This window comes from Pseudomonas sp. LG1E9 (genome assembly GCF_003290225.1).
In the GTDB taxonomy this organism is placed as follows: Bacteria; Pseudomonadota; Gammaproteobacteria; order Pseudomonadales; family Pseudomonadaceae; genus Aquipseudomonas; species Aquipseudomonas cyclaminis.
Window position 1 is genome coordinate 5,866,897 of the sequence record NZ_CP029983.1, and the last position, 23,382, is coordinate 5,890,278.

Below are 23,382 nucleotides of genomic sequence, written 5' to 3' on the forward strand. Positions count from 1 at the left end.
GAGTGACAGAAGGCCCCACCCTACTGCCGCGCATCAGGAGCGATAAGCGCACCAAGGAGGGATTCGTGTTGTCGCTCGAAAGGATTACCGGGCGCTCTGGCCTGGGTCTGGGCGGGGGCATCGACCGGGTGGATGGCGGGTTATCAGGGGCGTGGATGGCGAGCGCCGTAACTGTTGCAATTTTGACAACAGTGCATGTCGTGAATCGCTATTACTCATGCTGTTACAAACGACTATTCTTGCCGGGCTTTCAGGGCAAACAGTCCGCTTCCTGCCAACGGAAGAAAAGCCAGATTCAAATGGATTGATGTCTTTTTTCAATCTGTTACCGGTGTTCACTGACGTTGATTTGTCGCTCCTTGATCCAACGTCTTACTTCAGCCGCTGCGTTTGCAGTGGCTTTTTTTTGCCTGAAATAAAACGGGGCGCCATCAGCGCCCCGTAGGATTCAATCTTTTTCAAGCAACGATCAGAGGCTGTATTTCTGCAAGTTGGCCATCATCTCCTTCAAGGCCTCGATGTTGTCCTTGGGATGAGCCGCCCCTTCGAAGTCGCAGATCTGCTGCCAGTGCGCGGCCACATCATCCGGCGAAAAGCCGGCTTCGGGATCAAAGCCCACGCCCAGGCTGCGCTCCCAGCGGGTCTTGCCGATCCAGCCACCGCCCACTTCAAACAACCCCGAGGTTTCCTGGCAGGCTTCGCTGCCCAGGTACACCACCAGCGGGCTGACCAGTTCCGGCTTGAGACGCTCGAACACTTGCGGCGGGATCAGGCCTTCGGTCATGCGCGTGGCGCCCGTGGGGGCGATGGCGTTGACCAGGATGTTGTTCTTGCGCCCTTCCAGCGCCAGGGTGCGGGTCAAGCCATACAGGCCGAGCTTGGCCATGCCGTAGTTGGACTGACCGAAGTTGCCGTAGATACCCGAGGTGGACGCGGTGAAGATCACCCGGCCGTAACCTTGCTCACGCAGATGGGGCCAGGCGGCGCGGGTGACTTTGTAGGCGCCTTCGACATGCACGCGGTACACCAGGTCCCAGTCGGCGTCTTCCATTTTGTGGAAGGTTTTGTCGCGCAGGATGCCGGCATTGTTGACCACCACGTCGATGCGGCCAAAGGCGTCGAGGGCGTTCTGCACAATCTTGTCACCGTCGGTGACAGAGTCGTGGTTGGCTTCGGCGATCCCGCCGGCTTCGCGAATCTCGGCCACCACCCGGTCGGCCGCCGAGGCATTGGCGCCTTCGCCCTGAGTGGAACCGCCGAGATCGTTGACCAGCACCTTGGCCCCGTGTCTGGCGAACAACAGCGCATGGGCCCGGCCCAATCCGCCGCCGGCACCGGTGACGATCACGACCTTATCCTGGAACTGCACTGACTCACTCATACCGAACTCCAATGGCGACAATGGGAATGAGTCGAGTGTCGGGCACCCAGCCTCTGGTCACAATAAAGACGGCCAGGGCTGAATGGTGCTCGATAAGGCAGAGGGATGATCCTAGGGTCTAGGAATAAGCCAGGCGCGGCGCGGCCAGCCCAATTCGATCACGAAACGCCTGGTAGTGCTTGAGCACCAGCACCGGCGCCTCGATCTGCGGGTAGTGGCCGATATTGGCCAACAGCACCGTGTCGGCGTTGGGCACCAACTGGCGGTAGCGCTCCACCATATGGATACCCGAGATCGGGTCGATCTCGCCGTCGATCACCCGCAACGGCACGTCAGCGTGCTGCATCGCCGCCACCCAGCGATCACGCAGGCGCCGACGCTGGGGAATGTAGGCGATGAGTTTGTGCAGGATGCGCGTGCCGTCGTTGCAGTCGATCAGGCTCCAGAAATCGTCAAGGGCGCTTTCGCTGGGGCGGGTGTTGGGGCCGAATATCTGGTTGAAGCTGTCGGCCAGGGCATTGCGCCCGAACGCGCGGCCGATCATCCAGCCCAGCGGGCTGAGCAAGAGCTTTTGCACCAGCGCCGGGCGATGGGTTTCCGGGAACAGCCCGCCGTTGAGAAACACACAACTGGCCATCTGGAAGCGGCCTTCATAGTGTCGGGCCAACAGTTCCTGGGCGACGCTGTCGCCGTAGTCATGGGCCAACACATGCACCGGCTGATCCAGGCGCAGATGCTCAAGCAGCGCCTGTTGCAAGTCGGCCTGTTCGAGCAAGCAGTAGCCATGGTCCAGCGGCTTGTCCGAATCGCCAAAACCGAGCATGTCGCAGGCGATGACCAGGTTGTGCTGGGCCAGGGGTTGCCACACGTAATGCCAGTCCCAACTGGCGGTGGGAAAGCCATGGATCAGCAGTAACGGTTCGCCCTGCCCCGCCGTCCAATAACGGATGGTGCGACCGCGAAAGTCGAAACGCTGGCTGCGCTTGCGCCAGGCTCTGAGCGGGATCTCGGCGAGTGGCATCAGCTTTTATACCCAGGATCTTGAGCATCCAATTTGCGCAGCAACGCCGGCCAGGCCAGCGCGCCCCCCATACCCTGGGCGCTCTTTGTGACAGCCGCGACCATGGCCTTGGCGCCCGCCAGAATCTGCGGGCCAATGGCGATCAATTCAGCGCCGCCGTTTTGCGCCAGCACCTGGATATCGCAGGCGCGCTGAAAGGTGAACATCATCAGGAAGGTGTCGGCGATGGTACTGCCACAGGTGAGCAGACCATGGTTGTGCAGCATCAGGAAATTGTTGTCGCCCAGGTCGGCCTGCAGGCGCGCCTTCTCTTCGTGGTTCAGCGCCACACCTTCGTAGGCATGATAGGCCAGGCTCGACAGCACGAAGATCGATTGCTGGCTGATCGGCAGCACGCCTTGTTTCTGCGCCGCCACCGCCACGCCGGCGGCCGTGTGGGTATGCAGCACGCAGGTGACATCGTGGCGCACTTCATGGATGGCGCTGTGGATGGTGTAGCCCGCGGGGTTGATCTCGTAGGGGCTGTCCATCAGCTTGTTGCCGGCCTGGTCAACCTTGACCAGGCTCGACGCGGTAATCTCGTGAAACATCAGCCCGTAAGGGTTGATCAGGAAATCATCGGTGCCCGGCACCTTGGCCGAGATGTGGGTGAAGATCAGGTCGTCCCAGCCATGCAGCGCCACCAGGCGATAGCAGGCGGCCAGGTCGACACGGGCTTGCCACTCGGCAGCACTGACCTGATCTTTGACAGTCTGTGGCGATACAACAGGGGCTAGGCTCACGGCAACGACCTCCTTGGCGCACTTCTTATTGTTTTTTGAGTGATGGGCCAGTCTAGTCAGACGCCCTGGCAGACGGAGTTGCCTTCGCAGCCAGCTTGATGACCGTACGAGTCAGCTAGGAGAATAGTTTAAATCTGTGTAAACGGCGTCAAAGAGACGCCGTCAATAAAGCCACTGCGAACCGCTCAGTCAGCGCGCAGTAAGGCGACCAGCTCAGCCAGCCAGGGCTCGGCGTCGGTTTCCGGAGTGACGCTTTCGCTGGCGTCGAGGCGCAGCATCGGCAGAACTTCGCGCACGCCCAACTCGTCGAACAGTTCACGCATCTGCTCGCCGCCGCCACAGAAGGTGTCGCCGTAGCTGGCGTCGCCCAGGCCGATCACCGCACCGGGCAGACCGCGCCAGGCGGCGGGCAACTGGTCGCGAATCGTCGAATACAACGGTTGCAGGTTGTCGGGCAGTTCACCCATGCCGGTGGTCGAGGTCACCGCCAGAAACGCCTCGGGGGCAAACGCCTGCACATCCGCCAGGGTTGCGCGGGGGTTGTGCCAGGCTTCAAAACCGGCGTCTTTGAGGATGCCGGCGGCGTGGCGGGCGACTTCTTCAGCCGTGCCGTAGACCGAGCCGGAAAGGATGGCGACTTTCATCAATCTGATCCTGTAGTTGAGCGAAAGCCTGGGATATTAACAGCGACGCAAATATTTCGGGGCACACCGTGCAAGATTCAGGACTTGCCATAAACTGCCCATTTCAACAACCAGCCATGGATCGCTCAATGATTAACGCCAAGCTGATGCAAATGGTGATCGACGCTTCCAACGACGGCATCGTGGTCGCCGAACGGGAAGGCAAAGACAAGCCGCTGATTTACGTAAACCCTGCATTCGAACGGCTGACCGGCTACACCCTGGATGAAATCCTCTATCAGGACTGCCGCTTCCTGCAGTCGGGTGACCGTGACCAGCCAGCGCTGATGGCTATCCGGGACGCGCTGGAGAATGGTGGGACGTGCCGGGAAATCCTGCGTAATTACCGCAAGGACGGCAGCCATTTCTGGAACGAACTGTCACTTTCGACGGTGCACAACGCGGCCGATAAACAAACGTATTTTGTCGGCGTACAAAAAGACGTCACGCTCCAGGTCAAGGCCCAGCAGCGTGTCGCGCAATTGGAAGGCGAATTGGCCCTGGTCAAGGCCGAGCTCGCGGCGCTCAGGGCGACCAGCGGATTAAACAAAACTTAGAAAATGCGGCCATATGAGCAGATAATGGCACTTTAATGCCCTCCCTACTGAGCCCGTACGATGCAACGCGATGCGCTTCTGACCCAGGATGAGCTGGATTTCATTCAGAACATGCAACACAACCCGCAACTCAACTTGCGGGATGCGTCGTCGAGCCTGACCGTCAACGGCGGTGCGCAGATTCGCGACTTGCTCACACGCCTGGCCGCCCACGACCATGTCACCATCCAGGCACAGTTCGACAACCAGCAACTGACTTTTCCCCTGCACTTGGTGGAGGATGAGTTCAATGCCGTGCATCTGCGTCTGGGGGTGCCGAGCATTTTCGAAGACGGCCCAGTGATCCGCGCCTGGCGGCTGGCGCTCGAAGCACCGGTGGCCCTGGAAAACATCAAGGGCACGGCGAGCGCGCTGTGGGTGCATGAAGTGTCATTCAAGGGCGTGCTGGTGGAGATTCGGGGCAGGATCAAGCCGCCAAAAACCTTTTCCCTGTGGTTCAGCCCTTCCGGCTATGAGCGCATCAGCCTGCGCGGCGCGTTCGAACGGGAAACGGCGCGGGGGTTGTTTGCCTATCGCCTCAGCCAAAGCGATACGGATGAAATCGAGCGCCTGCGCCAGTTCATCCTGCATCAGCACCGCCTGGTGCACCCGCAGATGCACGCCTGAGATCAGGTATCCAGGTTACCGCTGAGGAACTGCTGCAAGCGGCGTTGCATCTCGCGCCCTTCGCTGCCCAGGCAACCGATGGAGGAGCCTGCCAGTGCGCTCTGCGCCAGGTCCGACGCGGCCCCCGCCAGAAACAATGGGCAATCGAGGGTCAACGCCAAGCGATTGAGGCGCCCGGCCAACTCAAGGTTATGGGCGTGATTGGAGAGGATGACCAGCGCCTGGGGCTGAATCTTTTCACACACCAGGGTCAGCTCATCAAACGGCTGGCCCATGCCCAGCACCTTCACGGTCAAGTCATCACGACTCATCAACAGCGCCGCCACCAGCAACTCCAGTTTGCGGCATTCGCCGGGCATGGCGGTCAGCAGTACCCTGGGCGCCAGCGACCCACTCGCGACGTGCAGCCGCAGGAAGGTTTGTACACGCAGGAAGGCGTCGAAAAACAACCATTCGCTGGCCTGGCCGAAACCTCCCTGGTGGCGCAACAGCTCGTTCCAGAGGGGCATCAGGATGTCCTGGAACGCCACACTGAGGGGATAAGTGGTAAAAATCTGGCCGTACACGCTCTCCATCTGGCGGTCATCAAAGGCACTGATCGCGGTCATCAGGCGCGCCCGCCACTGCGGCCATTCGGCGTCTTCACGGGTGTCACGCTCAGCACGAATCATTTCGGCCTGCTGATCGTCGCGGGCGAGAATCTTGCCGACCTTGCTCACGGCCACTCCCCGCTCGATCCAATCAAGAATGCGATTGACGGTCTCGATGTCGGACTTGGAGTAGAGACGATGCCCACTTTCGGTGCGCATGGGCTGGATCAGACCGTAACGGCGCTCCCAGGCACGCAGGGTGACCGGGTTGATGCCTGTCAATCTTGAGACTTCACGGATTGGAAACAGCTCAGAGACGTCAGTTGAATCCAGATGCGAAGTGCTATCAGTGGGAGCAGTAATCACGGGCATTTGAGACCAAAAAACCGTTTGTAGTCGGGTGCTCATTTAACGCCTTTAGACCTGTCTTTTTCAAGGTCTGGGCTTTTCGGACCAATGTCGCTGGTGTATTTCGGCAAAACAGGAATAATCCTTGCCTGCTTTTTACACGTCGCTGCAACACCCCGCAGCTTCGTCTGTGCGCCGCCTACCCGGTTCAGCGCACCCGTATATTTGGAGATACACAATGTCTACCTCTCCCGTCACCTTGATGGTTGCGCGCCGCGTCGCCAAAGGGCGCTACGAAGAACTGATGGCCTGGCTGCGCGAAGGCGAGCAATTGGCCACCGACTTCCCCGGTTACCTGGGTTCCGGCGTGCTGGCACCGCCGCCCAACGATGACGAATTCCAGATCATTTTCCGTTTCGCCGATGAAAAGACCCTGCACGCCTGGGAGTTTTCCGCCTCCCGAGGTGCGTGGCTGAGCCGTGGCAGCGAGTTGTTTGCCGACCCATCCGAGCACCGCGTACGCGGCATCGACGGCTGGTTTGGTGCGGCCGGCGCGCGTCCGCCGCGCTGGAAACAGGCGGTGGCGATCTGGCTGGCGTTTTTCCCGGTGTCGCTGCTGTTCAATTTCGTCCTGGGGCCATTGCTCAATCAGCTCGACCTGGTGCCGCGCGTGCTGGTCAGCACGATGGCACTCACGCCGCTGATGGTTTACTGGTTCATTCCGCTGTCGACCCACCTGCTGGCGAACTGGCTGCATCCCGCGCCAACACCGCGCAAGGCCGCCGAAGCGGCGGCGTGAGTACAGGGGCGACCCGTCGCTGGTATGATTTGCGCCTGCCAGCGACGCGAGCCTCCCATGACTGCAACCCATGCACCGATCCTGATCACCGGCGCCGGCCAACGTGTCGGCCTGCATTGCGCCCAGCGCCTGCTGGACGAAGGCCAACCGGTGATTTTCAGCTATCGCAGCGAACGCCCCGGTGTGCAGGCCCTGCGCGAACGGGGTGCGGTCGGCGTGTTTGCCGACTTCTCCAACGAAGCTGGAATCCTGACGTTTATCGCTGACCTGCAGACCCATACTCAAAGCCTGCGCGCGATCATCCACAACGCCTCGGCCTGGGTCGCGGAAACCCCGGGCGACGAAAGCCGCGCCTTCAGCGACATGTTCAGCGTGCACATGCTTGCGCCGTACCTGATCAACCTGCATTGTTCACCCCTGCTGCAACGTTCTTCACCAGCCGACATCGTGCACATCAGCGATGACGTGGTGCGCAAGGGCAGCCGCCAGCACATTGCCTACTGCGCCACCAAGGCCGGGCTCGATAGCCTTACGCTGTCATTTGCCGCGCAGTTCGCGCCGCTGATCAAGGTCAACGGCATCGCCCCGGCGATGGTGATGTTCAACGAAGACGACGACGCGGCCTATCGCAGCAAGGTCTTGGCCAAGTCGGCCCTGGGCATCGAGCCCGGTGCCGAGGTGATCTACCAGAGCGTGCGCTACCTGCTGGACAACCCCTATGTCACCGGTACCACCCTGACCGTCAACGGCGGGCGGCATATCAAGTAAGCCGTATGTGAGGATGTTGTATGACCTTGTCCCTGCCCCAACACTACCGCGAGATTCTCAAAGGCCTCGGCGAAGACCCAGAGCGCGAAGGCTTGCTCGACACGCCCAAGCGCGCCGCCAAAGCCATGCAGTACCTGTGTCATGGCTATGAGCAGAACCTGGAAGAGATCGTCAACGGGGCGCTGTTCTCTTCCGATAACGACGAGATGGTGATCCTCAAGGACATCGAGTTGTACTCGCTGTGCGAACACCACCTGCTGCCCTTTATCGGCAAGGCCCATGTGGCCTATATTCCGACTGGCAAGGTGCTGGGCCTGTCGAAACTGGCGCGTATCGTCGACATGTTCGCCCGGCGCCTGCAGATCCAGGAAAACCTCACGCGGCAGATCGCCGACGCCATCCAGGACGTGACCCAGGCCGCCGGTGTGGCCGTGGTGATCGAAGCCAGGCACATGTGCATGATGATGCGCGGCGTGGAGAAACAGAATTCAACCATGAACACCTCGGTGATGCTCGGCGCTTTCCGCGAGTCGAACACCACGCGCATGGAGTTCCTGCAACTGATTGGACGGAGCAAGTAGCAATGCCACAACTTCAACCAGGCATGGCGCGCATCCGGGTCAAGGACCTGTGCCTGCGCACCTTCATCGGCATCAACGAGGACGAGATCCTCAACAAGCAGGATGTGTTGATCAACCTGACCATCCTGTACGCCGCCCAGGAGGCGGTGCGCGACAACGATATCGACCACGCGCTGAACTACCGCACCATCACCAAGGCGATCATCGCCCACGTGGAAGGCAACCGCTTTGCCCTGCTGGAGCGTCTGACCCAGGAACTGCTGGACCTGGTGATGAGCAATGAATCGGTGCTGTATGCCGAGGTCGAAGTGGACAAGCCCCATGCGCTGCGCTTTGCCGAGTCGGTTTCGATTACCCTGGCGGCCAGCCGCTGACATTCAAGTGAACCCTATGAACGATCAACAACGCCTCGAACTCGAAGCTGCCGCCTTCCGCCGGCTGGTGGCCCATCTGGACAGCCGCAAGGATGTGCAGAACATCGATCTGATGAACCTCTCCGGTTTCTGCCGTAACTGCCTGTCAAAGTGGTACAAGGCCGAGGCCGACGAGCGCCACATCGAGCTGAGCCTCGATGATGCCCGTGAAGTGGTGTACGGCATGCCGTACGCCGACTGGAAAGCCCAATACCAGAAAGAAGCCAACGCCGACCAACAGGCGGCGTTCGCCAAAGGAAAAACCCATGAATGATCTGAACCCCCTGCGCGCCAGCCTCAACAGCGGTGACCATGCTTTTGCCGATACCCTGGCGTTTGTTGCCGCAGGGTATGACTACCAGCCACAAGCCTTCACCAACGGCGCGGTGGAAAACGCGGCCGGGCAGAATGAAGGGTCGTGCAAGACGCTGGGTCTGGCGGTGCTGGAAGGCTTGAGTGACCAGGAAGCGCTGCTGGCGTTTGGCGAGCATTACCGCTCGGTAATCGCTACGCCTGAGGGCAGCGACCACGGCAATATCCGCGCATTGATCGCCAATGGCCTGGCCGGTGTGAAATTCAGCGCGCAGCCCCTGACCCGCAAATCCTAAGTCAGACGCAGATCAAAATGTGGGAGGGGGCTTGCCCCCGATGTCGGTGTGTCAGTCAGTACATTTGATACTGAACCACCGCTATCGGGGGCAAGCCCCCTCCCACATTGTTTTACGGCGTTTGTTAGAACGAAGCGTCCTTCAGGCCGTCGAGGTAACGCTCGGCATCCAGTGCGGCCATGCAACCGGCGCCAGCCGAGGTGATAGCTTGGCGGTACACATGGTCAGCCACGTCGCCGGCCGCGAAGATGCCTTCGATGTTGGTGGCAGTCGCATTGCCTTCACGGCCGCCCTGCACCACCAAGTAGCCGTCTTTGGCTTCCAGCACGCCTTCGAACAACGAGGTGTTCGGGGTGTGGCCGATGGCGATGAACACGCCGTCGACTTTCAGTTCGTCGAAGCTGCCATCGTTGTTCTTCAGGCGGGCACCGGTCACGCCCATGTTGTCGCCCAGGACTTCATCCAGGGTGGCGTTGAGCTTGAGGATGATCTTGCCTTCAGCGACACGGGCGTGCAGCTTGTCGATCAGGATCTTCTCGGCGCGGAAGGTCTCGCGACGGTGAACCAGGGTCACGGTGCTGGCGATGTTGGCCAGGTACAGCGCCTCTTCCACAGCCGTGTTGCCGCCGCCGACGACCGCAACTGGCTTGTTGCGGTAGAAGAAACCGTCGCAGGTCGCGCAGGCAGAAACGCCTTTGCCCATGAACGCTTCTTCCGATGGCAGGCCCAGGTAACGAGCGCTTGCGCCAGTGGCGATGATCAGCGCGTCACAGGTGTAGACGCCACTGTCGCCGGTCAGGCTGTAAGGTTTTTTGGAGAAGTCGACCTGGTTGATGTGATCAAACACGATCTCGGTTTCAAAGCGCTCGGCGTGTTCTTTCATACGCTCCATCAGCACCGGGCCGGTCAAACCGTGGACGTCGCCCGGCCAGTTGTCGACTTCCGTGGTGGTGGTCAACTGACCGCCCGCCTGCATGCCGGTGATCAGCAGCGGCTTGAGGTTGGCCCGGGCAGCGTAGACCGCAGCGCTGTAACCGGCAGGGCCGGAACCGAGAATAATCACTCGCGAATGACGGGTATCAGACATGACTCACTCCTATCGACCGCCCGGACTACAAGGCGGCTGGAATAAAAAAGGACTGCGAAGCACTTGGGGAAGGCTTTAACTCGCAGATCCTGAAAATAATGGGTGCAGCGTATAGAGGGGGGCAAGATTAAGGAAATACGGTTTAACAATCCAGCTCATAGGCGGTCTCTATGCTGTCAGTTGGCCTGATCGACGCCTTTGTTAACTTTGATGTCGCGGCTTTCACCTTGAATGCAAAGCCGGTAAGGTCGGCGCGATCGTCATTCTGCTCGGAGTTCTCCATGCCCGCCCCTGCTCTTTCCGGCCCGCAATACCTGCGTGAAGGCCTCAAACTGGTATTGAGCCCTGGCCTGCGGCTGTTTGTGCTGCTGCCTCTGGCGATCAACCTGGTGCTGTTCGTCGGATTGATCTACTTCGCCGGTCATCAGTTCAGCCTGTGGGTCGACCACTTGATGCCGACGCTGCCGAGCTGGCTGAGTTTTCTTAACTACCTGTTATGGCCCTTGTTTGTGGTGTTGGTGGTGCTGATGGTGTTTTTCACCTTCACCATGCTCGCCAATATCATCGCGGCACCGTTCAATGGCTTTCTCTCGGAGAAAGTCGAAGTGGTGGTGCGCGGTACCGATGACTTCCCCGCGTTCAGTTGGGGCGAGCTGATCGCCATGGTGCCGCGCACCCTGGCTCGGGAAATGCGCAAGCTGGGCTACTTTCTCCCGCGGGCGATCGGTCTGTTTATCCTGTCGTTTATCCCCGTTGTGAACCTGATTGCGGCGCCGCTGTGGCTGCTGTTCGGCGTGTGGATGATGGCGATCCAGTACATCGACTACCCGGCCGACAACCACAAGCTGGGCTGGAACGAGATGCTCGCGTGGCTGCGCCAGAAGCGCTGGCAGAGCATGAGCTTCGGCGGGATTGTTTATCTGGTGCTGCTGGTGCCGGTGGTCAACCTGCTGATGATGCCGGCGGCGGTGGCCGGGGCGACGCTGTTCTGGGTGCGCGAGCAAGGCGCCGAGGCGATGGCCACGCCCAAGGTGCCCAGGTCATAAATCCATCATCTGGATGACACAATGGCGACATGGCCCACCGGGACACTGTGGGTCATGACGACAGCTTCGCTCCATATCACCCTGATCACCGAAACCTTCCCGCCAGAGATCAACGGGGTGGCCAATACCCTTGGTCGCCTGTGCGACGGTTTGCGTGCGCGCGGCCATCAAGTCGAGCTCGTGCGCCCACGCCAGGGCGCTGATCAGAGCCGGCTCAGCGACGACGAACTCTTACTGTGCCGCGGCTGGCCGCTGCCGGGTTATCCAGGCCTGCAATGGGGCCAGTCGTCGATGCACAAGTTATTGCGACGGTGGACACGCCAACGCCCGGACGTACTCTACATCGCCACCGAAGGCCCGCTGGGATTGTCCGCACTGCGTGCAGCACGCCGCCTGGGAATCAGTGTGGTCAGTGGCTTTCACACCAACTTCCAGCAGTATTCAAACCAGTACGGTTTGAGCCTGCTGAGCCGTGTGGTCACGCATTACCTGCGCTGGTTTCACAACCGTTCGACCCTGACCCTGGTGCCCAGCGCCAGCCAACGCCTGGAGTTGGAGCGCCGGCATTTCGAGCGCCTTGGCATGTTGTCGCGCGGTGTCGACAGCCAGTTGTTCCACCCGGCCAAGCGTGACAATGCACTGCGTGAAAGCTGGGGTCTGGAGAACGACGATATTGCTGTGCTGCACGTTGGCCGCCTGGCCCAGGAGAAAAACCTCGGGCTGCTCAAGCGCTGCGTCGATGCGCTTCAAGCTACGTATCCATCGCGCCGCATGAAGCTGATCATCGTCGGCGACGGCCCGCAACGCGCACTGCTTGAGCGCGATCTGCCCGACGCGGTGTTCTGCGGCACTCAACGCGGCGAAGAGCTGGCACGGCATTACGCCTGCGGTGACCTGTTTCTGTTTCCCAGCCTGACCGAAACCTTCGGCAACGTCGTGCTGGAAGCCATGGCTTCAGGTCTTGGTGTGGTGGCCTACGATCAAGCGGCCGCAAGCCAGCACCTGCGACACGGCTATAGCGGCGCACTGGCGATGCCGGGGGATGAAGATGCGTTTTGCGATGCGGCCATCTGGCTACTGGAAGAGCGCGAAACGTTGCGCAGGGCGCGCCTGAACGCGCGCCAACATGCCAGTCGCCAGGGCTGGCCGGCGATTATCGAACAGTTTGAACGCCAGTTGCGCGGCGTGTGCAAGGACGGCCACCCAGTGCCCGCCCTGACGCCACTCAGACCAGAGTCGTCAACGCCTCACGACTGAACGGCAGAATGTCGCCCTCGCGACCTTCACGCACCTTCACGGCCCAATCCGGGTCAACCAACAGCGCACGACCTACGGCAACCAGATCGAACTCGTCGTTATTCAAGCGCTCCAGCAGTTTTTCCAGGCTGGCCGGCTGCGCGACCTTGTCGGTGTTGACCATGAACTGCAGGAACTCTCCGTCCAGCCCGACGCTGCCGACGGTGATGGTCGGTTTGCCGGTGAGCTGACGGGCCCAGCCGGCCAGGTTGAGGTCGGAACCTTCGAATTCCGGCTCCCAGAAACGGCGGGTGGAACAGTGGAAAATATCCACGCCGGCGTCGGACAAAGGCTTGAGGAATTCACCCAATGCCTCAGGGGTTTGCACCAGACGCGCGGTGTAGTCCTGCTGCTTCCACTGGGAGAAACGGAAGATGATCGGGAAATCCGGGCCAACGGCGGCGCGGGTGGCCTCGATCAGTTCGATCGCAAACCGCGAGCGGTTGGCGAGGCTGCCGCCGTATTCGTCGGTACGCTGGTTGCTGCCTTCCCAGAAGAACTGATCGACCAGGTAGCCATGGGCGCCGTGGATTTCCACACCGTCCATGCCGATGCTTTGGGCGTCTTTGGCGGCTTGGGCGAAGGCGTTGATCACGTCCTTGATGTCCTGGGCAGTCATGCCGTGGACGACCACGTTGCCGTCCTTGAGTTTTTCCATCGGACCGTAGGCGGGAACGCTGGCGTCAGGCTCGGTGCCGATACGGCGCACGCTGCCTACATGCCACAGTTGCGGGACTATCTTGCCGCCTTCGGCGTGTACCGCATCGACCACTTTCTTCCAGCCGGCCAAGGCCGCCTCACCGTAGAAATGCGGGACATTCGGGTAGCCGTTGGAGGCCTGGTGACCGACCACAGTGCCTTCGGTGATGATCAGGCCCACGCCAGCGGCAGCGCGGCGACGGTAGTATTCGATCACTTTGGAATTGGGCACGCCACCCGGAGAAAACGAGCGGGTCATCGGCGCCATGACCACGCGGGTCGACAGTTGCAATGCGCCGAGCTGGAAAGGTTTGAACAAGGCTTGGACGGGCATGGGGGCACTCCACGGGAGACGGGGTTTATGATGCAGATAATATGGAGAGTGCACAGCGCTGGGTAGCACTATTGATTGGGGTGATTAAGGGGTAAAAGCAGTGAGGTATTGGGCTGCTACCCAGCCCAGCGCGGGTGATGCGACGATTCGACAAACTCGCTCACCACACAAGCCCGCCGGCCAAAGGTTCAGCTCAGGGCTTTTTCGATGGCCTGGACGACTGCTGGATCATCCGGCGCTGTGCGCGGTGAGAAGCGCGCGAGCACGCGACCATCTTTACCGAGCAGGAATTTTTCGAAGTTCCAGGTGATATCCCCAGGAAATTCGGCGCCCTCACCTGCCAGCAAACGGTAGAGTTGGTGACGCTCCGGGCCGTTTACGTCGAGTTTGCTGCCCAAGGGAAAGGTGACACCGTAGTTCAGGTTGCAGAAATTGCGGATTTCCTCTTCGGTACCCGGTTCCTGGCCGGCAAACTGGTTGCACGGCAGGCCCAGCACGGTAAATCCCTTGTTCTTGTACTGCTGATAGAGGTTTTCCAACGCCGCATATTGCGGGGTCAGGCCGCATTTGGAGGCCACATTGACCACCAGCACGACCTGCCCCTTGAAGGGCGCCAGTGGCAGCTCTTGTCCGTCCAAAGCTTTGAGTTTCAGGTCGTGGAAAGCACTCATGACGAACTCCAGATATCCCATATTCTTTACGTTGCGGCTCATCGAGATTACAACTCGCAAGCCTGCAATCATAGACGCCGATTACAAAACCCGCCTGCGGATTACTGAGCGGTCGGCCACGGCAAAATCGGAATCGCGGTCACGGCGTTCTGTGGGCTGCCTTCGATCAAGCGGTCGCTATAGACCAGATACACCAGGGTGTTGCGCTTCTTGTCGAGGAAACGCACCACCTGCATGGTCTTGAACACCAGTGAGGTGCGCTCCTTGAACACTTCGTCGCCGTCCTTGAGCTCACCCTTGAAGCGGATCGGGCCGACCTGACGGCAGGCAATCGACGCTTCGGCACGGTCTTCGGCCAGGCCCAGGCCGCCCTTGACGCCGCCCGTCTTGGCGCGGGACAAATAGCAGGTCACGCCGTCGACCTTGGGGTCGTCAAACGCTTCCACGACAATCCGGTCATTGGGGCCGACAAACTTGAACACCGTCGACACCTGGCCAATCTCTTCGGCCGAAGCCAGCAGCGGCGTCAGCAACAGCAGGCCCAGCGCGAACTTCACTAAACGCATCGTATATTCCTTTGGTTAAACCAGGATCAGGTTGTCGCGGTGAACCAGTTCCGGTTCGGCCATGTAACCCAATAGTCCGACAATCGCATCCGACGATTGTCCAATAATTTTCTGAGCTTCCAGGGCGCTGTAATTAGCCAGGCCGCGAGCGATCTCACGACCGTCGGGGGCCACGCACACCACCATTTCGCCACGGCGGAAACTGCCTTGTACCAGTTTGACGCCCACCGGCAGCAAGCTCTTGTTGCCTTGGGACAGCGCCGACACCGCGCCATCGTCCAGTACCAGGGTGCCACGGGTTTGCAGGTGACCGGCCAGCCACTGCTTGCGTGCCGCCAGCATGCCGCGTTCCGGCGACAGCAGCGTGCCGATGCGCTCCCCAGCCTTGAGGCGATCCAGCACGCGCTCCAGGCGCCCACCGACGATGATGGTGTGTGCCCCGGAGCGTGCAGCCAAGCGTGCAGCACGCAATTTGGTCTGCATGCCGCCACGGCCCAGGGCACCGCCGACACTGCCGGCCACGGCGTCAAGCGCCGGGTCATCGGCACGTGCTTCATAAATAAGCTGGGCATCGGGATTGTTGCGCGGGTCGGCGTCGAACATGCCGTCGCGGTCGGTGAGGATCACCAACAGGTCGGCTTCCACCAGGTTGGCCACCAGGGCGGCCAGGGTGTCGTTGTCGCCGAAACGGATTTCGTCGGTGACCACGGTGTCGTTCTCGTTGATCACCGGGATGACCTTGAGCTCCACCAGTGCACGCAAGGTGCTGCGGGCGTTGAGGTAGCGCTTGCGGTCAGACAGGTCATCGTGGGTCAGCAGGATCTGCGCCGTGTGGCGGCCATGCTCGGCGAAGCTGGACTCCCAGGCTTGCACCAGGCCCATCTGGCCGATGGCGGCGGCGGCTTGCAGTTCGTGCATCGCGCTGGGTCGCGCGGTCCAGCCGAGGCGGCTCATCCCGGCGGCTACCGCCCCGGACGACACCAGCACCAACTCGACGCCCGCTTCATGCAGGGCCACCATCTGCTCGACCCAAACGCTCATTGCTGCGCGATCCAGGCCTTTGCCATCCGCTGTCAGCAGCGCACTTCCGATCTTTACGACCCAGCGCTGCGCACCTGTCACTTTGCTCCGCATCATCTTCAACCTTAGATTGAGGGCTGCGCGACCCAGCGCGGCCCATAACGTTAAACCCGGATACTAAAACGCCGCTCTATAGAGAGCGGCGTTCAAGTTTACTGCAACGGATCAGTCACGCACGTAAATGATTTCCGGACCGTCTTCATCATCCACGTCTTCTTCGTCCCAATCGTCGTCGCCGATGTCATGGACCGACTTCACGCCGCTGCGGCGCAGGGCACGCTGGTCGTCCAGGGCTTGCAGCTGGGCGCGGGCTTCGTCTTCGATCTGCTGGTCGAGTTCGGCCAGTTCTGCCTTGAATACCGGGTCGGCGGCCAGGCGGTCGGCGCGGTCTTCGAGGTAGCGCATGATGTCGCGGGTCAGGCGCTCGGTGCCTTCTTTGGCGATGGCCGAGATCACGTAGACCGGACCGGTCCATTCCAGGCGGTCAACGATTTCCTTGACGCGCTCCTCGTGCTCTTCTTCGAGGATCTGGTCGCACTTGTTCAGCACCAACCAGCGATCACGCTCAGCCAAGGCCGGGCTGAACTTGGTCAGCTCGCTGACGATCACTTCGGCGGCGTCTGGTGCGCTGGTGTCATCCAGCGGCGCCATGTCGACGAGGTGCAGCAGCAAACGGGTACGGGACAAGTGCTTGAGGAAGCGAATCCCCAGGCCTGCGCCATCGGAAGCCCCTTCGATCAGGCCTGGAATGTCGGCGATCACGAAGCTTTTCCAGCGGTCGACGCTGACCACGCCCAGGTTTGGCACCAGGGTGGTGAACGGGTAGTCGGCGACTTTCGGCTTGGCGGCCGAGACCGAGCGGATGAAGGTACTTTTACCCGCGTTCGGCAGGCCCAGCAGGCCTACGTCTGCCAGTACTTTCATTTCCAGCTTGAGGTCGCGCTGCTCGCCAGGCTTGCCCGGCGTAGTCTGGCGCGGTGCACGGTTGGTACTGGACTTGAATCGGGTGTTACCCAGACCGTGCCAGCCGCCCTGCACAACCATCAGCTTCTGGCCGGCCTTGGTCAGGTCGCCAATCACTTCCTGGGTCGCGGAGTCGATGATCGTGGTGCCGACCGGTACGCGCAGTACCAGGTCTTCACCTTTCTTACCGGTGCAGTCGGTGCTGCCGCCGTTGGAGCCACGCTCGGCATCGAAGTGCCGGGTGTAACGGTAGTCGACCAGGGTGTTGAGGTTCTCGTCGGCCATCATGTAGATGGAACCGCCGTCACCGCCGTCACCGCCGTTGGGGCCACCATTTTCGATGAACTTTTCGCGGCGGAAACTCATGCAACCGTTACCGCCGTCGCCTGCTTTTACTCGGATGGAAACTTCATCAACGAACTTCATAACAAAACGCCTCTCGCCGCACGGACGAGCTTAAAAAACCAAGACATAAGACTCTTGCAAAAATGAGCGCAGCGACCTCAATCAGCGACCGCAAATCCAGCGCCGGAGCCCATCACAAACAGCTTTGCAAGAGACTCACCCCACAAACGAAAAAGCCCCGTCGCAAGACAGGGCTTTTCCAGCGATCTCGCAATTAAGCTGCGACAACGCTCACGTAACGGCGGTTGAACGCGCCTTTTACTTCAAACTTGATCACGCCTTCGATTTTCGCGAAGAGGGTGTGATCTTTACCCATGCCTACACCGTAACCGGCGTGGAATTGGGTGCCGCGCTGACGCACGATGATGTTGCCCGGAATGATTTTCTGGCCGCCATACATCTTAACGCCAAGGCGTTTGGCTTCTGAGTCGCGACCGTTACGGGTACTACCACCAGCTTTTTTGTGTGCCATGAGTCAATTCTCCTAGTGAGGAATTAGGCTGAAATTAAGCCTGAATACCGGTGATTTTGATCTCGGTGTACCACTGGCGGTGGCCCATACGCTTCATGTGGTGCTTACGACGACGGAACTTGATGATGCGGATTTTATCGTGACGCCCTTGGGAAATCACTTCAGCCACAACGGTAGCGCCAGCAACAACTGGAGCGCCGATGTTCACGTCATCGCCATTGGCGACCAACAGAACGCGATCAAAAGTAACGGATTCGCCAGTAGCGACTTCCAGTTTTTCGATCTTCAGGTATTCACCTGGGGCGACCTTGTATTGCTTGCCACCAGTAACAATTACTGCGTACGACATGGTATTTCTCCGATAATCCTGCTCACCCAGCTCTTTATAAGAAGAGGTATTGGCTGGCATGGCTGCATGGGATGGACGTCCCAAATGCAATTGCGTAAGGCAGGTGCTGCCCAGGAAGTTCAGGGTGCGCGATTGTACGCAAGGCAACGAGGCCTTGCAAGGGGCCGTCTATCGCGCCTTGACACTGCGGGGTCAGGGTCCTAGCATGCCGCGCAACCCTTCTGGAGCGACTGTCGCTGATGCAACCCCAAGCTTTCTACCGCGCGGTCGCGGACGATTTTAGCGCCGTCGACGGCATCATCAAGCAGCAGCTGACGTCTAAAGTGCCGCTGGTCTCCAAAATTGGCGACTACATTACGTCGGCGGGCGGTAAGCGCCTGCGTCCTTTATTAGTGTTGCTGTGTGGCAAGGCCCTGGGCCGCGAAGGTGATGACCTGCGCCTGCTGGCGGCCACCATCGAATTCCTGCACACCGCCACCCTGCTGCATGACGACGTGGTCGACATGTCCGGCATGCGCCGTGGTCGCGAGACCGCTAATGCCATGTGGGGCAACGCCCCGAGCGTGCTGGTGGGCGATTTCCTGTATTCGCGCTCGTTCGAGATGATGGTCGAACTGGGCTCGATGCCGGTGATGAAGATCCTGTCCCAGGCCACGCGCATCATCGCTGAAGGCGAAGTGTTGCAGCTGTCGAAGGTCCGCGACGCCAGCACCACCGAAGAAACCTACATGGAAGTGATTCGCGGCAAAACCGCGATGCTCTTCGAAGCCTCGACCCACAGTGCTGCGGCCCTGTGCGGTGCGACCGCCGAACAGGCCGAAGCCCTGCGTACCTTTGGTGATCACCTGGGCGTGGCGTTCCAACTGGTGGATGACCTGCTCGACTACAAAGGCGACGCCGAAACTCTGGGCAAGAACGTCGGTGACGACCTGGCCGAGGGCAAGCCGACCTTGCCGCTGATCTACACCATGCGCGAAGGTACGCCGGAACAGGCCGCCCTGGTACGCAAAGCGATCCAGAAAGGCGGGATCGAAGACCTGGAAAGCATCCGTGAGGCCGTAGAAGCTTCGGGCTCCCTGGAGTACACCGCACAGCTGGCGCGTGATTACGTGGCCCGTGCGATCCAGTGCCTAGAAGCCCTGCCTGCCAGTGAATACCGGGACGCCCTGGTTGAACTGAGTGAGTTTGCGGTCGCGCGTACTCACTAAGGCAGACCAATGTGGGAGGGGGCTTGCCCCCGATAGCGGTAGATCAGCCAGCCTCTGTATAGACTGGCACACCGTCATCGGGGGCAAGCCCCCTCCCACATTTAGATTTCATACAACCTGCAAGACTACAAAACCCTATATAATGTGCGACTTTTAGCCGTCCTGACCTTTAAGGAGCTTTAGTGAGCACGTTGCCACCCTGCCCGAAATGCAATTCCGAATACACCTACGAAGACGGCGCCCAGCTGATCTGCCCGGAATGCGCCCATGAGTGGTCCGCCAATGGCGAGGCCGAAGTGGCCGGCGATGAAACCGTCAAGAAAGACTCTGTGGGCAACGTCCTGCAGGACGGCGACACCATCACCGTGATCAAGGACCTCAAGGTCAAGGGCACGTCCCTGGTGGTCAAGGTGGGCACCAAGGTCAAGAACATCCGCTTGTGCGACGGCGACCACGATATCGACTGCAAGATCGACGGTATCGGCCCGATGAAGCTCAAGTCCGAGTTCGTGCGCAAAGTCTGAATCCGCTGCATCCATCCCGCGCCCGCCGCGGGATGGCGTTTTGCCCTCCTTCCTGACCCACCTCAATATCCACACAGAAAAACCAACAAACTGCCAATAGACGCTTGCTATTCTACGAATAAGAATTATTCTCATTGAAACCCATCAAGGAGATGCACCATGACTTATTTGATAGATGCCTGGCTGGACCGCCCACACCCTTACCTGCGGATCCTGCATCGGGAAACCGGTGAAGTCTGTGCAGTGCTGGAAGAAGAAGCGCTGAATGAATTGCAGGACCAGGGTGACCTGGACGTCAACGGCCTGAGCTCAAGCGAACCCGGTGTGCTGAAGGAGGTGGTGCGTAATTTGTTTCTGTTCTGTTATGCCCGGGCGTTGCGCCCGGCGACGGAGCTCAATGGCAAGTTTCATCCATGAGCAAACGCGCAAAACACTGTTGGGGCGAACAGGTTCGCCCCAACAGGTAATCAGCAGGTCTTACAGAACGTCGAGCAGTTCGACGTCGAACACCAGCACGCTGTGCGGCGGAATGCTGCCAACGCCTTGAGCGCCGTAAGCCAGTTCGCTCGGCACGTACAGACGCCATTTGCTGCCGGCATTCATCAGTTGCAGGGCTTCGGTCCAACCGGCAATCACGCCGCCAACCGGGAATTCTGCTGGCTGGCCACGCTCGTACGAGCTGTCGAACACAGTGCCGTCGATCAGGGTGCCGTGATAGTGGGTACGGACTTGATCTTCACGAGTCGGCTTGGCGCCTTCGCCGGCCGTCAGCACTTCAAATTGCAGGCCGGAAGCCAGGGTGGTGATGCCATCGCGCTTGGCGTTTTCAGCCAGGAAGGCCAGGCCAGCGCCAGCAGCGGCTTCAGCCTTGGCGGCTGCTTCGGCTTGCATGACTTCGCGGATCACCTTGAAGCTGGCAGCCATTTGCTCTTGGTCAACGCGGCTTGGCTTGCCAGCGAATGCGTCGGTCAGGCCAGCCAGGATTGCGTCAAGGTTTACGCCCGGTGGCGGGTTGTCGCGCAGTTGGTCGCCCAACTGACGGCCGATACCGTAGCTGACGCGGGTTTCGTCGGTGGACAGATTAACTTCGGACATGAAGAGGCTCCGCTGTAGGACAACGCGATTTCCCGCGCTGCCCGAAACTAAAAGGGCCCGCAGACTAGCACACAAGACCGCCCCTTGATGAGCCCTCAGTCGTGCTGCACACCGCTGGCGACCCTTCGTCGCCACATGGAATAAAACACCCTTCAGAATCAAGACCCGCCGCCGATACAGCGCTACACCTTGGCTGGCTCAAATAACAACACCGTCCAGCAAACAGACATCACTCTTGCGGAGCATTCGATGAATAGCTGGTTCGGTAACATAAGCGTCAACCTCAAACTGGGCCTGGGCTTCGGCCTGGTGCTTGTCCTCACCTCGATCCTGGCACTGACTGGCTGGACCAGCCTTGGCGGCCTGATCGACCGCAGCAACTGGATGAGCGACATCACCCAGCTCAACGCCTCGCTGACCAAACTGCGCATCGTGCGCCTTCAATACATGCTGGCCAACGGTGACGAAGCCGTGGCGCAAAACGTGCAGACCAGCCTCGATGCCTTCGCCGCCCAGCAGCAGAAACTGCTCGACAGTTTCAAGAGCCCGGAAAACCTCAAGCTGCTCAACGAGCAGAAAGCAGTCATCACCGCCTACCAGCAATCCCTGAACAAAATGCGCGAGGCTTACCGTAACGGCAATGCCTCTCGCCAGGTGATGGGCGACAAGGCCGACAGTGCCAACGCCCAGATCGACGCGCTGGAAGCCAGCGTCAAGCAGATGCCTGACAGCCCGGAGCATCTGGCCCAGTTCCAGGCCGTGGCCGACGCCAAGATGCAATTCCAACTGGCCCGCTACGAAGTGCGCGGCTACACCGGCAACGTCAGCCCAGACACCGAAGCCCGCGCTGCCGCACAGATCGACAAAGCCATTGCCGGCTTGAAAGACCTCGGCGCCGCCGTTGGCGCCAGCCAGCAAAGCGCGCTGACCGCGCTGGAAACCGCTCTTGGCGCGTATCGCACGGCGGTGCAGAACTACAAGGCGGCCAACGCCAACATCGTTGCTGCCCGTGCTGAAATGACCACCCAGGGCGCTGATATCGTCACCATCAGCGACAAGCTCTACGACATTCAACTGGATCGCCGCGACGCCGAAAGCGCCCAGGCCCGTAGCCTGCAATTGATCAGCACTCTGCTGGCCCTGCTGGTTGGCATCATTGCCGCACTGGTCATCACCCGTCAGATCACGCGCCCGATCCAGGAAACCCTGGCCGTGGTGGAACGCATTGCCTCCGGCGACCTGAGCCACAACATCCAGGTGACCCGCCGCGATGAACTCGGCGTGCTGCAACAAGGCATCCAGCGCATGGGCACCACCCTGCGTGAGTTGATCAGCGGTATTCGTGACGGCGTGACCCAGATCGCCAGCGCCGCCGAGGAACTGTCGGCCGTGACCGAGCAGACCAGCGCCGGCGTGAACAGCCAGAAGATCGAGACCGATCAAGTGGCCACCGCGATGCATGAAATGACCGCCACCGTGCAGGAAGTCGCACGTAACGCCGAACAGGCTTCCCTGGCCGCTGCCGATGCCGACGGCCAAGCGCGCGCAGGCGACAAAGTGGTGGCCGAAGCCATCGCCCAGATCGAACGCCTGGCCGCTGAAGTGGCACGTTCCACCGACGCCATGAGCCACCTGCAACAAGAGAGCAACAAGATCGGCAGCGTGATGGACGTGATCAAGGCCGTCGCCGAACAGACCAACCTGCTAGCCCTCAACGCCGCGATTGAGGCGGCACGCGCCGGTGAAGCCGGTCGCGGGTTTGCCGTGGTCGCCGACGAAGTGCGCGGCCTGGCCCAGCGCACGCAAAAATCCACCGAAGAGATCGAAGGCCTGGTCGCCGGTTTGCAGAACGGCACCCAGCAAGTGGCCAACGTGATGAACAACAGCCGCAGCCTCACCGACAGCAGCGTGGAGCTGACGCGCAAGGCCGGTGTATCCCTGGAGAACATCACCCGGACAGTGTCGAACATCCAGTCGATGAACCAGCAGATCGCCGCCGCCGCCGAGCAACAAAGCGCCGTGGCCGAAGAGATCAGCCGCAGCATCGTCAATGTGCGCGACGTGTCGGAACAGACCGCCACTGCGAGTGACGAGACGGCCAAGTCGAGTGTGGAACTGGCTCGTCTGGGCAGCCAGTTGCAGCAGATGGTCAGCCATTTCCGGGTTTAACAAACCAAAAAGCCGCCTCGGGATTAACCGAGGCGGCTCCACTTCTCAGACCTTACAGGTCATCAAAGCTGTCCCGCAGGAACTTCCATACGTGGTAAGCACGCAGGCAGTTCACTACGAGGTTCCAGGTACGTCGTGCAAATTTAGACATACTCGGCCCTCCGTGAGTTGGGCCTTACCTCCAGCGCACTTACCGGAACACGCGAGCCTTCGGACGCGGG

The 23,382-nt window shown here is 60.2% G+C and carries 28 protein-coding genes and 2 pseudogenes; 16 read left to right on the forward strand and 14 right to left on the reverse strand.

Annotation, left to right across the window (positions count from 1 at the left end):
* Positions 1-65 precede the first annotated feature (65 nt).
* Positions 66-308 carry a hypothetical protein gene (locus tag DNK50_RS28890; protein ID WP_143522585.1) on the forward strand — a complete coding sequence of 81 codons (243 nt, stop codon included), beginning with the start codon at positions 66-68 and terminating at the stop codon, positions 306-308.
* 161 nt (positions 309-469) lie between these two features.
* Here the strand turns inward: DNK50_RS28890 and DNK50_RS26870 are convergent, their stop codons facing one another.
* From DNK50_RS26870 to DNK50_RS26885, 4 genes are all read right to left on the reverse strand, one after another.
* A complete protein-coding gene (locus tag DNK50_RS26870; RefSeq protein WP_099587269.1) occupies positions 470-1,381 on the reverse strand; it encodes an SDR family oxidoreductase in 912 nt (303 codons plus the stop codon).
* 118 nt (positions 1,382-1,499) lie between these two features.
* A complete protein-coding gene (locus tag DNK50_RS26875; RefSeq protein WP_112196714.1) occupies positions 1,500-2,402 on the reverse strand; it encodes an alpha/beta fold hydrolase in 903 nt (300 codons plus the stop codon).
* Entirely contained in the window at positions 2,402-3,184 is a 783-nt protein-coding gene (locus DNK50_RS26880) for a class II aldolase/adducin family protein (RefSeq protein ID WP_112196715.1), read from the reverse strand. Before DNK50_RS26880 ends, DNK50_RS26875 begins: the two co-directional genes overlap by 1 nt.
* Before the next feature lie 185 nt (positions 3,185-3,369).
* Positions 3,370-3,828, reverse strand: a complete 459-nt coding sequence (locus tag DNK50_RS26885; RefSeq protein ID WP_112196716.1) for a flavodoxin — start codon at positions 3,826-3,828, stop codon at positions 3,370-3,372.
* Positions 3,829-3,956: 128 nt separating this feature from the next.
* On the opposite strand from DNK50_RS26885, the gene DNK50_RS26890 reads away from it, so the two are divergent.
* Positions 3,957-4,424, forward strand: coding sequence for a PAS domain-containing protein (locus tag DNK50_RS26890; protein WP_112196717.1), 468 nt, complete (start codon positions 3,957-3,959; stop codon positions 4,422-4,424).
* A gap of 60 nt (positions 4,425-4,484) precedes the next feature.
* The gene (locus DNK50_RS26895; RefSeq protein ID WP_099587264.1) at positions 4,485-5,090 is read left to right on the forward strand and encodes a hypothetical protein; all 606 of its coding nucleotides are present in this window, start codon (positions 4,485-4,487) and stop codon (positions 5,088-5,090) included.
* 2 nt (positions 5,091-5,092) lie between these two features.
* Here DNK50_RS26895 and DNK50_RS26900 read toward each other — a convergent pair whose 3' ends face one another.
* Complete coding sequence (locus DNK50_RS26900) at positions 5,093-6,052, reverse strand: MerR family transcriptional regulator (RefSeq protein ID WP_112196718.1); 960 nt, start codon at positions 6,050-6,052, stop codon at positions 5,093-5,095.
* Between the two features lie 214 nt (positions 6,053-6,266).
* Between DNK50_RS26900 and DNK50_RS26905 the strand changes: the two genes are divergently transcribed.
* Genes DNK50_RS26905 through DNK50_RS26930 form a run of 6 tightly spaced genes read left to right on the forward strand, consistent with a single transcriptional unit; the run spans position 6,267 to position 9,197 of the window.
* Positions 6,267-6,827 (forward strand): antibiotic biosynthesis monooxygenase, encoded by a 561-nt coding sequence (locus DNK50_RS26905; RefSeq protein WP_099587262.1) that lies wholly within the window; start codon positions 6,267-6,269, stop codon positions 6,825-6,827.
* Positions 6,828-6,884: 57 nt separating this feature from the next.
* Positions 6,885-7,595 (forward strand): dihydromonapterin reductase, encoded by a 711-nt coding sequence (folM, locus tag DNK50_RS26910; protein ID WP_112196719.1) that lies wholly within the window; start codon positions 6,885-6,887, stop codon positions 7,593-7,595.
* Positions 7,596-7,615: 20 nt separating this feature from the next.
* A complete protein-coding gene (gene folE / locus DNK50_RS26915) occupies positions 7,616-8,176 on the forward strand; it encodes a GTP cyclohydrolase I FolE (RefSeq protein WP_099587260.1) in 561 nt (186 codons plus the stop codon).
* 2 nt (positions 8,177-8,178) lie between these two features.
* Positions 8,179-8,550, forward strand: a complete 372-nt coding sequence (folX, locus tag DNK50_RS26920; RefSeq protein WP_003194073.1) for a dihydroneopterin triphosphate 2'-epimerase — start codon at positions 8,179-8,181, stop codon at positions 8,548-8,550.
* 16 nt (positions 8,551-8,566) lie between these two features.
* The gene (locus tag DNK50_RS26925) at positions 8,567-8,863 is read left to right on the forward strand and encodes a DUF1244 domain-containing protein (RefSeq protein WP_158877546.1); all 297 of its coding nucleotides are present in this window, start codon (positions 8,567-8,569) and stop codon (positions 8,861-8,863) included.
* Positions 8,856-9,197 carry a HopJ type III effector protein gene (locus DNK50_RS26930; RefSeq protein ID WP_162633406.1) on the forward strand — a complete coding sequence of 114 codons (342 nt, stop codon included), beginning with the start codon at positions 8,856-8,858 and terminating at the stop codon, positions 9,195-9,197. Before DNK50_RS26925 ends, DNK50_RS26930 begins: the two co-directional genes overlap by 8 nt.
* A gap of 124 nt (positions 9,198-9,321) precedes the next feature.
* Here the strand turns inward: DNK50_RS26930 and trxB are convergent, their stop codons facing one another.
* Positions 9,322-10,284, reverse strand: coding sequence for a thioredoxin-disulfide reductase (trxB, locus tag DNK50_RS26935; RefSeq protein WP_010206474.1), 963 nt, complete (start codon positions 10,282-10,284; stop codon positions 9,322-9,324).
* Positions 10,285-10,565: 281 nt separating this feature from the next.
* Here trxB and cysZ point away from each other — a divergent pair, with 281 nt between their 5' ends.
* On the forward strand, positions 10,566-11,330 hold the full coding sequence (gene cysZ / locus DNK50_RS26945) for a sulfate transporter CysZ (protein ID WP_099587257.1): 765 nt from the start codon (positions 10,566-10,568) through the stop codon (positions 11,328-11,330).
* Between the two features lie 54 nt (positions 11,331-11,384).
* Positions 11,385-12,587, forward strand: coding sequence for a glycosyltransferase family 1 protein (locus DNK50_RS26950; protein ID WP_099587300.1), 1,203 nt, complete (start codon positions 11,385-11,387; stop codon positions 12,585-12,587).
* On the opposite strand, the gene DNK50_RS26955 is transcribed toward DNK50_RS26950, so the two are convergent.
* From DNK50_RS26955 to rplU, 7 genes are all read right to left on the reverse strand, one after another.
* A complete protein-coding gene (locus tag DNK50_RS26955) occupies positions 12,556-13,659 on the reverse strand; it encodes an NADH:flavin oxidoreductase (protein ID WP_099587256.1) in 1,104 nt (367 codons plus the stop codon). The genes DNK50_RS26950 and DNK50_RS26955 overlap by 32 nt on opposite strands.
* A 188-nt stretch (positions 13,660-13,847) precedes the next feature.
* Positions 13,848-14,330, reverse strand: coding sequence for a glutathione peroxidase (locus tag DNK50_RS26960; protein ID WP_112196722.1), 483 nt, complete (start codon positions 14,328-14,330; stop codon positions 13,848-13,850).
* A 101-nt stretch (positions 14,331-14,431) separates the two neighbouring features.
* Positions 14,432-14,896 (reverse strand): CreA family protein, encoded by a 465-nt coding sequence (locus DNK50_RS26965; protein ID WP_099587254.1) that lies wholly within the window; start codon positions 14,894-14,896, stop codon positions 14,432-14,434.
* A gap of 15 nt (positions 14,897-14,911) precedes the next feature.
* Positions 14,912-16,030: a glutamate 5-kinase gene (gene proB, locus DNK50_RS26970; protein WP_026013771.1), complete on the reverse strand. Its 1,119-nt coding sequence runs from the start codon at positions 16,028-16,030 to the stop codon at positions 14,912-14,914.
* 111 nt (positions 16,031-16,141) lie between these two features.
* Entirely contained in the window at positions 16,142-17,365 is a 1,224-nt protein-coding gene (gene cgtA / locus DNK50_RS26975; protein ID WP_015885843.1) for an Obg family GTPase CgtA, read from the reverse strand.
* Positions 17,366-17,558: 193 nt separating this feature from the next.
* Positions 17,559-17,816: a 50S ribosomal protein L27 gene (rpmA, locus tag DNK50_RS26980; RefSeq protein ID WP_003176049.1), complete on the reverse strand. Its 258-nt coding sequence runs from the start codon at positions 17,814-17,816 to the stop codon at positions 17,559-17,561.
* A gap of 34 nt (positions 17,817-17,850) precedes the next feature.
* Positions 17,851-18,165, reverse strand: coding sequence for a 50S ribosomal protein L21 (gene rplU / locus DNK50_RS26985; RefSeq protein WP_026014348.1), 315 nt, complete (start codon positions 18,163-18,165; stop codon positions 17,851-17,853).
* Between the two features lie 239 nt (positions 18,166-18,404).
* Here rplU and DNK50_RS26990 point away from each other — a divergent pair, with 239 nt between their 5' ends.
* From DNK50_RS26990 to DNK50_RS27000, 3 genes are all read left to right on the forward strand, one after another.
* The gene (locus tag DNK50_RS26990; protein WP_112196723.1) at positions 18,405-19,373 is read left to right on the forward strand and encodes a polyprenyl synthetase family protein; all 969 of its coding nucleotides are present in this window, start codon (positions 18,405-18,407) and stop codon (positions 19,371-19,373) included.
* 182 nt (positions 19,374-19,555) lie between these two features.
* A complete protein-coding gene (locus DNK50_RS26995) occupies positions 19,556-19,897 on the forward strand; it encodes a zinc ribbon domain-containing protein YjdM (RefSeq protein WP_003230858.1) in 342 nt (113 codons plus the stop codon).
* 159 nt (positions 19,898-20,056) lie between these two features.
* Positions 20,057-20,314, forward strand: coding sequence for a hypothetical protein (locus DNK50_RS27000; RefSeq protein ID WP_003194088.1), 258 nt, complete (start codon positions 20,057-20,059; stop codon positions 20,312-20,314).
* A 60-nt stretch (positions 20,315-20,374) separates the two neighbouring features.
* Here DNK50_RS27000 and DNK50_RS27005 read toward each other — a convergent pair whose 3' ends face one another.
* On the reverse strand, positions 20,375-20,992 hold the full coding sequence (locus DNK50_RS27005) for an FKBP-type peptidyl-prolyl cis-trans isomerase (protein WP_099587252.1): 618 nt from the start codon (positions 20,990-20,992) through the stop codon (positions 20,375-20,377).
* Positions 20,993-21,241: 249 nt separating this feature from the next.
* Here DNK50_RS27005 and DNK50_RS29680 point away from each other — a divergent pair.
* Together DNK50_RS29680 and DNK50_RS29685 are read left to right on the forward strand one after the other, a co-directional pair.
* Positions 21,242-22,258, forward strand: a pseudogene (locus tag DNK50_RS29680) (methyl-accepting chemotaxis protein); the annotation flags it as partial.
* Positions 22,259-22,567: 309 nt separating this feature from the next.
* A pseudogene (locus DNK50_RS29685) lies at positions 22,568-23,161 on the forward strand (methyl-accepting chemotaxis protein); the annotation flags it as partial.
* Positions 23,162-23,382 lie beyond the last annotated feature (221 nt).